Genomic DNA, 13535 nt, shown 5'->3' with positions numbered 1-13535 from the left:
CGGACGGCCCGCGCAGGGTGGCCCTGTCACTACCAGGCTCCGCCACTACCCGCCTGAGCGCGGCCTTCCTCGCCGTGCGGCGGGCGGTGATCGTGGAGCCATGACCGCTGAGACGCAGAACACCGCTCCCACCACCCTTCCGCTCGTCCCGGGCCGCTGGACCTTCGACCCGCTGCACTCCTCCGTCGGATTCACCATCCGCCACCTCGGCATCTCCAAGGTCCGCGGCCGCTTCAACGACTTCACCACCGAACTCGTCGTCGGCGACACCCTGGAGGACTCCTCGATCACCGCGACCGTCCGGCTCGCCTCGATCGACACCGGCAACGCCGACCGCGACGCCCACGTCCGCGCCGCCGACCTGCTCGACGTGGAGAAGCGGCCCACGATGGCCTTCCGGTCGACCCGGATCGCCGGGGCGGGCGAGGACTGGACCCTGGAGGGCGAGCTCACCATCGGCGACGTGACCCGGCCCGTGACCTTCGACGTCGAGTTCGGCGGCGTCGTGGACGTCCCGGTGGACGGCAGCCGTCACGCGGGCTTCGACGCGACCGGGGAGTTCCGGCGCAGCGACTTCGGGCTCGACTTCGCGCCCGGATTCCTCGGTGACGTGATCAAGGTGGGCCTGGAGATCCAGTTCGTCGAGCCCAAGTAAGCGACGGGAGAGGGCGGTTCACGCCCGGAGCCGGGCCGCGAGGAAGCGCGCGGTCCGGCTCCCCGCCGCCCGGGCCACCTCCGCGGGCGTTCCCTCGGCCACGATCCGGCCGCCCTCGTCACCGCCGCCGGGCCCCAGGTCGAGGACCCGGTCGGCGGTCGCCACCACATCCATGTCGTGCTCCACGACCACCACGGTGTGGCCGCCGTCCACCAGGCCGTGCAGCTGGCGCATCAGCACCTCCACGTCGGCCGGGTGCAGGCCGGTCGTCGGCTCGTCCAGGACGTACAGGGTGTGCGCGCGGCGCGGCCGCTGCAGCTCTGCGGCCAGCTTGATGCGCTGTGCCTCGCCGCCGGAGAGCTCCGTCGCCGGCCGGCCGAGCCGCAGATGGCCCAGACCGACGTCGAGCAGAGTGCGCAGGGAACGGGCCGCCGCCGGGGTCCCGGCGAAGAAGTCCGCGGCCGCCTCCACCGTCAGGTCGAGCACCTCCGCGATCGTCCGCCCCCGCAGCCGCACTTCGAGCGTCTCCGGGTTGTAGCGGGCCCCGTGACAGTCCGGGCAGGGCGCGTACGTGCTCGGCAGGAACAGCAGCTCCACCGAGACGAAGCCCTCGCCCTGGCAGGTCTCGCAGCGGCCGCCCGGCACGTTGAACGAGAACCGCCCCGCCTTGTAGCCGCGCTTCCGGGCCTGCTCCGTCTCCGTGAACAGCTTGCGCACGACGTCGAAGAGCCCGGTGTACGTGGCCAGGTTGGAGCGCGGGGTGCGCCCGATCGGTTTCTGATCGACCGTCACCACCCGGGCCACGCCCGGAGCTTCCTCCGCCGCCTCGGTGAGCGCACCCACCAGCGTCGACTTGCCCGAGCCCGACACTCCCGTGACGGCCGTGAGCACGCCCAGCGGGAAGTCGGCCTCCAGGCCGCGCAGATTGTGCCGGGTCACCGGGCCGACGCGCAGCCGCCTGGAGGCCGTCCGCACCGCCCCCTCCGGCACCGGCGCCCGGTCGAAGAGGTAACGGCGGGTCGTCGACCCGGTCACCTCCGCGAGCGCCTCGGGAGGCCCGCTGTGCAGCACCCGGCCACCGTGCTCGCCGGCCCCCGGACCCACGTCCACCAGCCAGTCGGCGTGCCGCACCACGTCCAGGTGGTGCTCGACCACGAACACGGTGTTGCCCGCCGCCTTCAGCCGGTCGAGGACCACCAGCAGCGCCTCCGTGTCCGCCGGGTGCAGTCCCGCCGACGGCTCGTCGAGCACGTACACGACGCCGAAGAGACCCGAACGCAGCTGGGTGGCGAGCCGCAGCCGCTGCAGCTCCCCGTTCGACAGCGTCGGCGTCGCCCGGTCCAGGCTGAGATAGCCGAGGCCCAGCTCGGTCACGGTCGCGATCCGCGCCACCAGGTCCTCGGTGAGCACCCGGGCCGTCTCCGAGCCGTCGTGTGCCGTCAGCGCCTCCGCCAGCCCGGTCAGCGGCAGCGCCGCCAGCTCGGCGATCGTGCGGCCCGCGAACGTCACCGCCAGCGCCTCCGGCCGCAGCCTGCTGCCCCCGCACACCGGGCACGGCGAGCTCGTCAGGAAGCGCTCGGCCTTCGCCCGCAGCGTCGCGCTCTTCGAGTCGGAGAAGGTGTGCATCACATAGCGCCGGGCGCTCGTGTACGTGCCCTGGTACGGGCGTTGGATGCGGTCCGCCTCGCGCACCGGGTGGACCGTCACCACCGGCTGCTCGTCCGTGAACAGGATCCACTCCCGGTCCTTCGCGTCGAGCTCCCGCCACGGCCGGTCCACGTCGTACCCGAGCGCGTCGAGCACGTCCCGCAGGTTCTTGCCCTGCCACGCTCCGGGCCAGGCCGCGATGGCGCCGTCCCGGATCGACAGCGCCGGATCGGGCACGAGCAGTTCCTCGCTCGTCCCGTGCACCCGGCCCAGCCCGTGGCAGGACGGGCAGGCCCCGGCGGCGGTGTTGGGCGAGAAGGCGTCGGAGTCGAGCCGCTCCGCTCCCGGGGGATAGCTGCCCGCCCGGGAGAACAGCATCCGCAGCGAGTTGGACAGCGTCGTCACGGTGCCCACCGAGGACCGCGCGTTGGGCGCCGCCCGCCGCTGCTCGAGCGACACCGCGGGAGGCAGCCCGGTGATCTCGCCGACCTTCGGCGCGCCCACCTGGTGGATCAGCCGCCGCGCGTACGGCGCCACCGACTCGAAGTAGCGGCGCTGCGCCTCCGCGTAGATCGTGCCGAACGCCAGCGACGACTTGCCCGAGCCCGACACCCCGGTGAACACGGCCAACGCGTCCCGGGGAATGTCGACGTCCACGCCCCGCAGATTGTGCTCACGAGCACCCCGCACCCGCACGAACGGGTCGTGGGGTGCGGCGGGGCCAGGGGGAAACAGGTCGGTGCCGGTGTCGCGCATCCGACGATTCTAGGCCCGGCTTGCCGCGTTTGCCCTGGTCAGCCACGGCGGGGGAGCGGGGCCCGAGGGGAGGCAAGGCGCGGCGCGAGGCCGCGGGCGGAGGGAAGGGACGGCTGCCTAGGCTGGGGGAGTGATCCGACACCGCAGGCCCGTGGCCGTCTTCGACCTCGACAACACCCTCGCCTCGACCGCCCACCGGCAGCACTTCCTGGAGGAGCGGCCCCGCGACTGGGACGGCTTCTTCGCCGCCGCGCCGAAGGACCCGCCGCTCGCGGAGGGCGTCGCTCTGTGCCTCCGTACCGCGGAGGAGTGCGACGTCGTCTACCTCACCGGGCGGCCCGAGCGCTGCCGCCGGGACACCCTCGACTGGCTCGCCGCGCACGGGCTCCCGGAGGGGCCCGTGCACATGCGGCGCAACCGGGACTTCCGCCCGGCCCGGCAGACCAAGCTCGACGTGCTGCGCCGCCTGGAGAGCGAACGCGGGGTGCACGTCCTCGTCGACGACGACGAGCTGGTCTGCGACGCAGCCGAGGCGGCGGGCTTCACCGTGGTGCGGGCCCGCTGGGCGACGGCGTCTCAGGCGCTGAAGGACGCCCAGGAGGGGGAGGGGCGGACCTGAGCGGACCGCGCGGCCGAGAGCCTCGCGGACATCCGGCGCAGAGCCTCGCGGACATCCGGCGCAGAGCCGCGCGGACATCCGGCCCAGAGCCGCGCGGATTGTCGGGGTGGACTCGGGGCGTGCCGGCACGGACTCGCGGGGATGTCCGGGGTGGTCACGCGCGGATTCCGATCCGGACTCGCGGGCATGTCCGGGGTGGACGCGCGTGGATCCCGATCCGGCCTCGCGCGGCTGTCCGGGCCGGATTCGCGCGGTGTGCCGGTGCGGAGTCGCGCCATGTCCGGGGTGGACCCGAGCGGGTGTCCCGGTCGCGTGGCGCCGAGGCGTCGTCAGGCGCCCTCCTCCAGGCGGAAGCCCACCTTGAGGCCCACCTGGTAGTGCTCGATCGCGCCGTCCACGAGATGCCCGCGCACCTCCGTGACCTCGAACCAGTCGAGGCCGCGCAGGGTCTGCGAGGCCCGTTCGATGCCGTTGCGGATGGCCTGGTCGACGCCCTCGGTGGACGTGCCGACGATCTCGGTGACGCGGTAGGTGTGGTTCGACATGGGAGCCGGACTCCTCTCGGTGCCCTCGGTGGGTTCCCTCCACCGTGCCCCACCCGGCCGGGGTCCGCGACACGTCCGCCGCCGGCCGGCCGAGTACGGGGCGGAGCGAGGACGAGGGAGTCAAGGACTTGACCATGCGCATTGGTCCAGACCAGAATCCAGGCCACATACCCGCGCGAACCTCCCGTTCGGTCCCCCCACACGTCGGGTCGGCAACCTCCCCCGCAGAAGGTGACCTACGTGAAGAACCGCCGTCTCGTCTGTCCGCTGGCACTCGTCTCCGCCCTCGCCCTCGCCGGCTGCGGGCTCCTTCCGGGCGGCGGGAACAAGACCCGCACGGTCAACGTGTGGCTGATGCGCGACAGCGTCAGCGACGACTTCCTCCAGCGGTTCACGGACTCCTTCGAGGCCGAGCACGACGGCGTCGAACTGAACGTCACGATCCAGGACTGGACCGGCATCGGGAAGAAGGTCACCGAGGCGATCGAGGGCCCCGGCGGCCCCGACGTCATCGAGGTCGGCAACACCCAGGTCGCCCAGTACGCCGAGACCGACAAGCTCTACGACCTCACCCTGGAGTCCGTCCGCGACCTCGGCAGCGAGGACTGGCTCCCCGGTCTCGCCGAGCCCGGCAGCATCGACGGCGCCCAGTACGGCATTCCCTGGTACGCGGCCAGCCGCATCGTCATCTACAACAAGGAGCTCTTCGCCGAGGCCGGCATCGAGCCGCCGAAGAGCCGCGACGAGTGGCTCGACGACACGGAGAAGCTCAACGACGGGGGCAACCAGGGCATCTACCTCGCCGGACAGGACTGGTACACGCTGTCCGGCTTCATCTGGGACGAGGGCGGGGACCTCGCCGTCGACAAGGGCGGCGTGTGGGCCGGTGCGCTCGACACCCCGGCCGCCCTGCGCGGCATGGACGTCTACAAGCGGCTCCAGGCCCTCGGCAAGGGACCCAAGAACGCCGACGAACAGAACCCGCCGCAGGCCGAGGTGTTCGCGCGGGGGGACGTCGCCCAGATCATCGCCCCGCCCAGCGTCGTCCCGGCCATCACCAAGGCCAACCCGGCGCTCAAGGACAAGCTGGGCTACTTCCCCATCCCCGGCAGGAAGGCCGGCCGGCCCTGCGTCGTCTTCACCGGCGGCTCCGACCTCATCATCCCGGAGAACGCACCCGAACGCGGCGCCGCCCTCGACGTCGTCAAGGCCCTCGCCGGCGAGAAGTGGCAGGGCGAACTCGCCCGCGCCATGAACTACGTGCCCAACAAGACCTCCCTCGCCTCGGTCGTGGCCGGCCAGGAGGCCACCGCCACCATGGCGGCCGCCGCCGCCCGCGGCCGGGCCACGCCCAACTCGCCCCAGTGGGCCGACGTCGAGGCCGACAACCCGATCAAGCCCTACATGACCGCCGTGCTCTCCGGCGAGGACCCGCAGCAGGCCGCCCGGGACGCCTCCGAGGAGATCACCGACACACTCGCCGAGTAGGGCGTCACGACCCTGACCTACCACCACTCCTCTCCCGCCGCCGACCTCCGCCCACTCCTCTCCCGACGCCGACTTACGACCTCCCGAGGCCGACTTACGACGTCCCGTCTCCCGTCGGCCGACCTCCGATCCCCAGCCCCGCCCCGGCCCTGGGTCCGCCCACCATTCAGCCCCTCCACACCAACCGGCCCACGGACGGTCACGTCGAATCCAGCCGGTCACGGAAGAAACAAGGAGCCGGGCCACCGCTCGCACGGCCCGGCTCCGAATGTCCCTTCCGTACCGCCGGAGGAGCCCGACATGGCCGCCGTTCCCCTCGCCCAGCCCGTCGCCGAACCGTCGGCCGGGACCCTCTCCGCCGTCCCGCCCCAGCCGGGGACCGGCGGCGAGCCGCAGCCCCGGTACGTGGTGGGCCTGGCCCGGGACCAGGAGGACGTCCGGGCCGCCCAGCGGCTGCGCCACCTGGTGTTCGCCGGCGAGATGGGCGCCCGCCTCGACGGGCCCGAGCCCGGCCTCGACAGCGACGCCTTCGACGCGTACTGCGACCACCTCCTCGTACGCCAGGAGGACACCGGCGAGGTCGTCGGCACCTACCGGGTGCTGCCGCCCGAGCGCGCCGCCGTCGCCGGGCGGCTCTACTCCGAGACCGAGTTCGACCTCAGCCGGCTCGACCCGATCCGCCACGACCTGGTCGAGGTCGGCCGCTCCTGCGTCCACCCCGCCCACCGCAACGGCGCCGTCATCGCCCTCGTCTGGGCGGGCCTCGCCCGCTACATGACCCGCACCGGACACAACTGGCTGGCCGGCTGCTGCTCCGTGCCGCTCGCCGACGGCGGGCAGCTCGCCGCCGCCACCTGGGACACCGTCAGGACCAAGCACCTCGCCCCCGAGGAGTACTGGGTCACCCCGCACCGGCTCTGGACCCCCGAGGGCGTCCCCCCGGCCGCCGCCGGCGGCGGCAGCCGCGCGGAGCTGCCGCCACTGCTCCGCGGCTACATCCGGCTCGGCGCCTGGGTCTGTGGCGCCCCCGCCCACGACCCGGACTTCGGCGTGGCCGACCTCTACGTGCTGCTCTCGCTGCGCCGCACCAACCCGCGCTACCTGCGGCACTTCCTCTCGCTCGCCCCGGCCCGGTGAACGCCGCGGCCGTCTCGCCGTGGCTCCCCACGGCGCCCTGCACACCCGGCCGGTGCGCCGCCCACCCCGGTGCCGCCGCCCGGCGCGGCGGCACCGCGGCAGGTGTGCTCCGGCTGACCGCCGGGCTCGCCGCCGTGCTCCTCGGGGTCCTGCTCTCCCCGCTCGCGGCCCCGCTGCCCGCCGCCGGGCGGCTCCTCCTCGTCCGCCTCTGGTGCCGGGCCGTGCTGCGGGGCTTCGGGGTACGGATCCGGGTCACCGGCCGGCCGGTGCCGGGCCCCGGGCCGCTCCTCGTGGTCGCCAACCACATCTCGTGGTTGGACATACCGCTGATCGCGGCCGTGCTGCCGGGCCGCATGCTGGCCAAGCGCGAGGTGCGCGGCTGGCCCGTGCTCGGCCCGCTCGCCGCGCTCGGCGGCACCGTCTTCATCGACCGCGACCGGATCAAGAGCCTGCCCGCGACCGTGGCCACCATGGCCGCCGCCCTCGCCGCGGGCGGCCGGGTGACCGTGTTCCCGGAAGGCTCCACATGGTGCGGGCGGGCCCGCGGGGCCTTCCGCCCCGCCGCCTTCCAGGCCGCGCTCGACGGCGGAGCCGGCATCCAGCCGCTACGGATCGACTACCGGCCCGTCGGCCCCGCCGGTTTCGTCGGCGCGGACACCCTCGGCGCCTCGCTGTGGCGGATCGCGACGACGCCGGGTCTCGTCGCCGAACTCCGCGTCCTGGACCCGCTTTCCACGGCGCCCGGCACGGACCGGCGCTCCCTCGCCCGTGCCGCCGAGGCGGCCGTCGCCCTGAACACGACGACGGTCACGACGACGGCCGGGACGAGGGTCACGGATCCCGCCACGACGACGGCCGGGACGAGGGTCACGGAGCCCGTCAAGGCGACGGTCACGACGACGGCCGGGACGAGGGTCACGGAGCCCGTCAAGGCGACGGTCACGACGACGGCCGGGACGAGGGTCACGGAGCCCGTCAAGGCGACCGCCACCACGACCGCCACGACGACCGCCCCGACAACCGTCACGGCGAGCGCCACGGAGACCGCCCCGACAACCGTCACGCCGAGCACCCCGACGACCGCCCCGACAACCGTCACGGCGAGCGCCACGGAGACCGCCCCGACAACCGTCACGCCGAGCACCCCGACGACCGCCCCGTCGACCGTCCCCGCCGCCGCTGGCCCTCGCCGACTCCCCGGCGTCCCCGCTCAGTCCTCCGCGGCCGGCGCCGGGCTCACCGCGGCCAGGGACAGCGCGAACCGGCCCTTCTCGTCCGTCCACCAGTGCGACAGCCTGAAGCCCGCCTCCGCCAGCTCCGCCCGCACGCCCTCCTGACGGAACTTCGCCGACACCTCCGTCCGCAGCTCCTCGCCCGCCTCGAACGGCACCACCAGGTCCAGCTCCGGGATCTTCACCGCCAGCGCGTGCCGCGCCCGCAGCCGCATCTCGATCCACTCGTGTTCCCGGTCCCACAGCGCCACGTGCTCGAAGTCGTCCGGGTCGGCGTCCGCGCCCAGCTCACGGTCGACGACCGCCAGCACGTTCTTGTTGAAGGCGGCCGTCACTCCCGCCGCGTCGTCGTACGCCGCGACCAGGGTGCCCTCGTCCTTCACGAGGTCCGTGCCGAGCAGCAGCGCGTCACCGGGCACCAGCATCCGGCGCACCGCCCGCAGGAACTCACGGCGCTCCTCCGGCAGCAGGTTGCCGATGGTGCCGCCAAGGAACGCCACCAGGCGCGGACCCGCCGTCGGCGGCAGCTCCAGACCGTGCGTGAAGTCGGCGACCAGCGCGTGCACCCGCAGCCCCGGCCGCTCGGCGAGCAGCGCGTCGCCCGCGCCCTTGAGTGCCGACTCGCTCACGTCGACCGGCACGTAGACCTCGAGGCCGGGCAGCAGCGCGTCGAGCAGGTGGCGGGTCTTCTCCGAGGAGCCCGAGCCCAGCTCCACCAGGGTCCGCGCCCCGGTCGCCGCCGCGATCTCCGCCGCCCGGGCGATCAGGATCTCCCGCTCGGCCCGGGTCGGGTAGTACTCCGGCAGCCGCGTGATCTCCTCGAAGAGGTCGCTGCCGTGCGCGTCGTAGAACCACTTGGGCGGAAGTTCCTTCGGCGTGCGGGTGAGGCCGTGGAGCACGTCGGCGCGCAGCGCGGCGTCCATGGCGTCCTCGGCGAGGGTACGGGTCAGCTGGAACGGGCTCACGGGGAGAGCTCCTCGATCGGGGTGAGGGCGACGCCGTCGCGGGACGCGGTGAGGACCGTGCGGTCCGGCACCTCCGTCCAGCCCGGGTCGCCGTCGTACGGTTCGGAGGCCACGGCGGTCCGGCCGGGCCCGGTCAGGTACCAGAGCGAGTTCCCCCACGTGGTGGCGGCCACCGTCGTGCCGTCGGTGAGCAGCAGGTTGAGGCGCGCGCCGGGCGCCGCCCGGTCCACCTCCCGCACGGTGCCGGCGAGCGCGGGACCGGGGGCGGTCCCGGCGCGCAGCCGGTGCAGCGCGAGCGCCCACACGAGCGCCGAGTCGGTGCGCGCCTCCATGGCGAGCAGTTCGGCCGCCGGCAGGGTCGCCGCCAGCGGGACGAGCGAGCCGGGCCAGCCCGGCACGGCACCGTTGTGGCTGAACAGCCAGCGGTCGGCCGCGAAGGGTGCCGCCGCGGCCTCCGCGTCCGCCCCCGGCAGGGTGGCGCCGCGGACGGCGGCGAGCAGCGCCCCCGTCCGCACCACCCGGGCGAGGTCGGCGAACGAGAGGTCGCCCCAGATGGGCGCCGCCCGCCGGTAGCGGGCGGGCACCGGATCGTCCTCCGCGTACCAGCCGACGCCGAACCCGTCGGCGTTCACCACTCCGCTGCTCTGCGTGCGCGGCGCCCAGGACTGCCGCTCCAGGGAGTGCGGCGGACGCAGCAGCAGCTCTCCGAGTGCCACCGGCGGTCCCAGATAGGCGATGTGACGGCACATCAGGCCGGCTCCGCGTCGCGTGCGGTGCGGAAGCCGGAGAAGATCTGCCGGCGCACGGGCAGGTCCCAGTTGCGGAAGGTGCCCCGGCAGGCCACCGGGTCGACGGCGAACGAACCGCCGCGCAGCACCTTGTACTCGGGTCCGAAGAACACCTCCGAGTACTCCTTGTACGGGAATGCCCGGAAGCCCGGGTACGGCAGGAAGTCGCTCGCCGTCCACTCCCACACGTCGCCGATCAACTGGCGTACGCCCAGCGGCGAGGCGCCTTCCGGGAAGCTCCCGGCCGGCGCCGGCCCCAGGTGCCGCTGCCCCAGGTTGGCGTGCTCGGGCCCGGGATCGGCGTCGCCCCACGGGTAGCGGCGCGACCGGCCGGTCGCCGGGTCGTGGCGGGCGGCCTTCTCCCACTCGGCCTCGGTGGGGAGCCGGCGCCCGGCCCAGCGGGCGTAGGCGTCCGCCTCGTACCAGCTGACGTGCAGCACCGGCTCGTCCTCGGCGACCGGCCCCGTCACGCCGAAGCGCCGGCGCAGCCACTGGCCGCCCTCGCGCCGCCAGAACAGCGGTGCCTCGATGCCGTGTTCGCGGATCTGCGCCCAGCCGTCCGGACGCCACCAGCGCTCGTCGTGGTAGCCGCCGTCCGCGATGAAGGCCTGGTAGGCGCCGTTGGTGACGGGCGCGGTGTCGATGAGGAAGGAGCGCACGATCCGGGTGTGCGCGGGCCGCTCGTTGTCGAGCGCCCACGGCTCGTCGGAGGTGCCCATGGTGAAGGGGCCGCCCGGGACGAGGACTTCACGCGTCTCGGGTGGGTCCGGCACGGTCGCGGGAGGCGCGGGCGCGAAGAGCGCGGCGGGACCCGTGCGGAGCTGATGGGTGATCAGCATGGTCTCGTCGTGCTGCTGCTCGTGCTGGGCGATCATCCCGAAGGCGAAGGCCGCTTCGACCAGCGGCCGGCCCTCCAAGCGGGTGGAGTCCAGGACTCCGAGGACCCGGTCGCGCACGTCCGCCGCGTACGCCCGCGCCTCGGCGGGAGCCAGGAGCGGCAGCGAGGGCCGGCTCGCGCGCGGGTGCTCGAAGGCGTCGTACATCGAGTCGATCTCGGGCCGCAACGCCTCACGGCCGGCGACCGCCCGCCACAGCCACTGCTCCTCCTGGTTGCCGATGTGTGCCAGGTCCCACACCAGCGGCGACATCAACGGCGAGTGCTGGGCGGTCAGTTCGGCCTCCTCCACGCAGGAGGTGAGCAGCGCGGTCCGCGCCCGCGCCGTGCTCAGCGCCGCCACCGCCCGCCGCCGCAGCGCGGCCTCGTCGAGCACGGTCGCGGGTGCGGCGTCATGGCGGCCCTCGGGCGACCCGCTGTCGGGCGACCTGCCGTCGGGCGACCGGGTGTCGGGCGGCCCGGTGTTCGGTGCGGTCATGACGCCACCTCGAGGAGCTCGTCGGCCGGACAGCTGCCCGGCAGCACGTACCGTTCGTGGAACGCGGCCACCGCGCCCACCACCGCGGGCGTCGCCCCCGTCCTCGGCAGCGCCTCCAGGGCGGCCTCGAACACGGTCAGCGCCGTCGCGTGCAGCAGCGGGTCGGTCAGTCCTTCCCTGGCCGCCGTCCGCCACAGCGGATTGCGCGGGGCGGGACCGGGCCCGGCGAGCGGTGCCAGCGGCAGCACCGCCTGGTACGCCGCCTCCGCGGCCCGCGGGTCCTCGAAGAGGGCGGTGGTGACCGCGAGCGGCACCATCCAGCCGTCGGTGCCCGGCTGTGCGTCGATCATCCTCAGCTCCAGATGCCCGCGCGGCCGCACCGGCGGGAAAAGGGTGGTCAGGTGGTAGCGCAGGTCGTCCGCGTCCGCCCGGCGCGGCGCTCCCGTCCGCAGCCACTGCCGGAACGACAGGCCTTCCGGAACCGTCCAGGGCCCCTGCGGAGTCCGTACGCACATCACGGGAGTGTCCATGACGTGCGACGCCCACTCGCTGCGCGGCTCCCCGTCCGGCGACGGGGCGAGCGCCCGCGTCGGATCGAGGTCCGTCCACAGCGCCTGCCGGGTCGACCGCCAGCCGGTCCGCCGCCCGCCGTGCACGGGGGAGTTGGCGAAGGCGGCGACCAGCACCGCGCCGAGCAGGTGCGCGAGCCGCCAGCGCCTGCGGTAGCCGAGCGGCCCGTCGTCGTCGAGACCGGCGTCGAGACAGATCTGCACGGAGGCCGACTCGCACATCATGGCCCGTCCCCACGGCCCGGTCCTGGCGAGCGCGAGCTCCATGGCGTCGTAGCGCGGCTCGTGCAGCACCCGCGCGCGGGGCGCGTGCCAGGGGTCGACGCCGTAGCCGCTGAGGCCGAGTCCGAGCGGGGCGAGCGCCTCCCGCACCGCCCGCAGGTCGGCGGCGAGCGAGTCCAGGCACTCCATGAGCGAGGCGGCGGGCGGCGAGCTGAGCTCCAGCTGCCCACCGGGTTCGAAGGTGAGGGCCGCCACCAGTGGAAGGGCCCGTACGGTGTCGATCGCCGCGGCCAGTCGGTGCGGCGGAACGGGAACACGGGGATCACGCAGTTCGTGGACGAGCCATTCCAGCTCGGCCCCGACCGTGCGCGGCGGGCCCGTCTTGAAACAGATACATCGCAGCAGGTCCTCGGCTTCCTCCTCGGTCAGAGCAGGACCGCCCCTGGGTATGCCGCTCGACGACGGAGTCGTCATCGCTCCACCTCCTGGGTAAGCGCTGCTTCCACCTAAAGCCACCCGGCACGGGCGTGCAAGAGCGCCTTTCGCGGCGCGGCGGCGGGCCGTCGGCGCGTCCGGCACCGAGGCGTGTGCTTCGGATCCGGCGTCCCGATCCGAAGCACACGCCCTAATTCCGTTGTCGCCCGCGCGGCGCGTCGATCATGCTTTCGGGTCATGAGCGCACGACTGCGGGCACTGGCCCGTGAGAACGAGCGGATCGTCGCCGAGGGCCGCTACACGGCCCCCGGCGGGCGGACCGTCCCCCTTGCCGAGCAGCTGGCCGCCGCCCTCGAAGGCACCCGTCTGTACGGCCCCGAGCCCGTCCCCGTCACGCCCGACAGCGACCGGACGACCACGCTCCGGGTCACCGGCGAGAGCAGTCTCGCCGCGGCCCGGCGGATGCTCCGCGAGGACGCCTCCGCGCCCGTGGCCGTCCTCAACTTCGCCTCCGCCCGGAACCCCGGCGGCGGCTACCTCAACGGCGCCCAGGCGCAGGAGGAGGCCCTGTGCCGTTCCTCCGCCCTCTACGGCACCCTGCTGCGCGCACCCGCGTACTACGAGCACCACCGGGCCGAACGGGACGCCTTCTACACCGACCGGGTGATTCACTCGCCCGCGGTGCCGGTGTTCCGCGACGACCGCGGCACGCTGCTCGACGAGCCCTTCGCGGTCGGCTTCCTCACCTCGCCGGCGCCCAACGCCGGAGTGATCCAGCGCCGCACGCCCGAGCTCGCCGGCCGCGTCCCCGCCGCCCTCGCCTCCCGCGCCGAGCGGGTCCTGGAGACCGCGGCGGCGAACGGTTACCGCCGGCTCGTCCTCGGCGCCTGGGGCTGCGGGGTCTTCCGGAACGACCCGGCCGAGGTCGCGGGCGCGTTCAAGGCCCTGCTCACCGGCGACGGCCGGTTCGCCCGCCACTTCGACGAGGTCGTCTTCGGCGTCCTCGACCGCACCCGCGACCAGGGGACGCTCGGTGCGTTCCGCCGGGTCCTCGGCCAGGAGGACCAGGGGCGGCAGGGCCGGAAGGCCTGACATGCGGCGTTC

The 13535-nt window shown here is 74.2% G+C and carries 11 protein-coding genes and 1 pseudogene; 6 read left to right on the top strand and 6 right to left on the bottom strand.

The genetic code is table 11. The annotated features are described in order from the left end of the window. Window positions 1–100 precede the first annotated feature (100 nt). The gene (locus ACFY8W_RS03575) at window positions 101–655 is read left to right on the top strand and encodes a YceI family protein (RefSeq protein WP_391099685.1); all 555 of its coding nucleotides are present in this window, start codon (window positions 101–103) and stop codon (window positions 653–655) included. A gap of 18 nt (window positions 656–673) precedes the next feature. On the opposite strand, the gene ACFY8W_RS03570 is transcribed toward ACFY8W_RS03575, so the two are convergent. Continuing rightward, window positions 674–3058, bottom strand: a complete 2385-nt coding sequence (locus ACFY8W_RS03570) for an ATP-binding cassette domain-containing protein (protein WP_391099683.1) — start codon at window positions 3056–3058, stop codon at window positions 674–676. 130 nt (window positions 3059–3188) lie between these two features. On the opposite strand from ACFY8W_RS03570, the gene ACFY8W_RS03565 reads away from it, so the two are divergent. After that, window positions 3189–3677: a hypothetical protein gene (locus ACFY8W_RS03565; RefSeq protein ID WP_391099681.1), complete on the top strand. Its 489-nt coding sequence runs from the start codon at window positions 3189–3191 to the stop codon at window positions 3675–3677. 329 nt (window positions 3678–4006) lie between these two features. On the opposite strand, the gene ACFY8W_RS03560 is transcribed toward ACFY8W_RS03565, so the two are convergent. Further along, window positions 4007–4222: a dodecin gene (locus ACFY8W_RS03560; protein WP_391099679.1), complete on the bottom strand. Its 216-nt coding sequence runs from the start codon at window positions 4220–4222 to the stop codon at window positions 4007–4009. Between the two features lie 240 nt (window positions 4223–4462). On the opposite strand from ACFY8W_RS03560, the gene ACFY8W_RS03555 reads away from it, so the two are divergent. The 3 genes and pseudogenes from ACFY8W_RS03555 to ACFY8W_RS03545 all read left to right on the top strand — a co-directional run. Further along, the gene (locus ACFY8W_RS03555) at window positions 4463–5710 is read left to right on the top strand and encodes an extracellular solute-binding protein (protein ID WP_391099677.1); all 1248 of its coding nucleotides are present in this window, start codon (window positions 4463–4465) and stop codon (window positions 5708–5710) included. Between the two features lie 300 nt (window positions 5711–6010). After that, window positions 6011–6847, top strand: coding sequence for a GNAT family N-acyltransferase (locus ACFY8W_RS03550; RefSeq protein WP_391099674.1), 837 nt, complete (start codon window positions 6011–6013; stop codon window positions 6845–6847). Next, a pseudogene (locus ACFY8W_RS03545) lies at window positions 6844–7635 on the top strand (lysophospholipid acyltransferase family protein); the annotation flags it as partial. The gene ACFY8W_RS03550 and the pseudogene ACFY8W_RS03545, both read left to right, overlap by 4 nt. Window positions 7636–8057: 422 nt before the next feature. Here ACFY8W_RS03545 and egtD read toward each other — a convergent pair. From egtD to egtA, 4 genes are read right to left on the bottom strand one after another with little or no spacing between them, the layout of a single operon-like run. Then, entirely contained in the window at window positions 8058–9044 is a 987-nt protein-coding gene (gene egtD, locus ACFY8W_RS03540) for an L-histidine N(alpha)-methyltransferase (RefSeq protein ID WP_391099672.1), read from the bottom strand. Further along, window positions 9041–9793 (bottom strand): ergothioneine biosynthesis protein EgtC, encoded by a 753-nt coding sequence (gene egtC, locus ACFY8W_RS03535; RefSeq protein WP_391099669.1) that lies wholly within the window; start codon window positions 9791–9793, stop codon window positions 9041–9043. Before egtC ends, egtD begins: the two co-directional genes overlap by 4 nt. Beyond that, window positions 9793–11205 (bottom strand): ergothioneine biosynthesis protein EgtB, encoded by a 1413-nt coding sequence (gene egtB / locus ACFY8W_RS03530; protein WP_391099667.1) that lies wholly within the window; start codon window positions 11203–11205, stop codon window positions 9793–9795. Before egtB ends, egtC begins: the two co-directional genes overlap by 1 nt. Then, a complete protein-coding gene (gene egtA / locus ACFY8W_RS03525; RefSeq protein WP_391099664.1) occupies window positions 11202–12470 on the bottom strand; it encodes an ergothioneine biosynthesis glutamate--cysteine ligase EgtA in 1269 nt (422 codons plus the stop codon). Before egtA ends, egtB begins: the two co-directional genes overlap by 4 nt. Window positions 12471–12668: 198 nt before the next feature. Between egtA and ACFY8W_RS03520 the strand changes: the two genes are divergently transcribed. After that, on the top strand, window positions 12669–13523 hold the full coding sequence (locus tag ACFY8W_RS03520) for a TIGR02452 family protein (protein ID WP_391099662.1): 855 nt from the start codon (window positions 12669–12671) through the stop codon (window positions 13521–13523). Window positions 13524–13535: the final 12 nt, after the last annotated feature.

The sequence above is a fragment of the Streptomyces sp. NPDC012637 genome, from assembly GCF_042954805.1.
Classification (GTDB): Bacteria; Actinomycetota; Actinomycetes; order Streptomycetales; family Streptomycetaceae; genus Streptomyces.
The sequence above is the reverse complement of the archived record's forward strand: the minus strand, read 5'-3'. Positions and strand labels throughout refer to the sequence as shown.

Bases quoted from the DNA above. Each gene is read 5' to 3' on its own strand.
- ACFY8W_RS03575 (WP_391099685.1), top strand. From the start codon at position 101: ATGACCGCTGAGACGCAGAACACCGCTCCCACCACCCTTCCGCTCGTC.
- egtC (WP_391099669.1), bottom strand. From the start codon at position 9,793: ATGTGCCGTCACATCGCCTATCTGGGACCGCCGGTGGCACTCGGAGAG.
- ACFY8W_RS03550 (WP_391099674.1), top strand. From the start codon at position 6,011: ATGGCCGCCGTTCCCCTCGCCCAGCCCGTCGCCGAACCGTCGGCCGGG.
- egtB (WP_391099667.1), bottom strand. From the start codon at position 11,205: ATGACCGCACCGAACACCGGGCCGCCCGACACCCGGTCGCCCGACGGC.
- egtA (WP_391099664.1), bottom strand. From the start codon at position 12,470: ATGACGACTCCGTCGTCGAGCGGCATACCCAGGGGCGGTCCTGCTCTG.
- ACFY8W_RS03520 (WP_391099662.1), top strand. From the start codon at position 12,669: ATGAGCGCACGACTGCGGGCACTGGCCCGTGAGAACGAGCGGATCGTC.
- ACFY8W_RS03560 (WP_391099679.1), bottom strand. From the start codon at position 4,222: ATGTCGAACCACACCTACCGCGTCACCGAGATCGTCGGCACGTCCACC.
- ACFY8W_RS03570 (WP_391099683.1), bottom strand. From the start codon at position 3,058: ATGCGCGACACCGGCACCGACCTGTTTCCCCCTGGCCCCGCCGCACCC.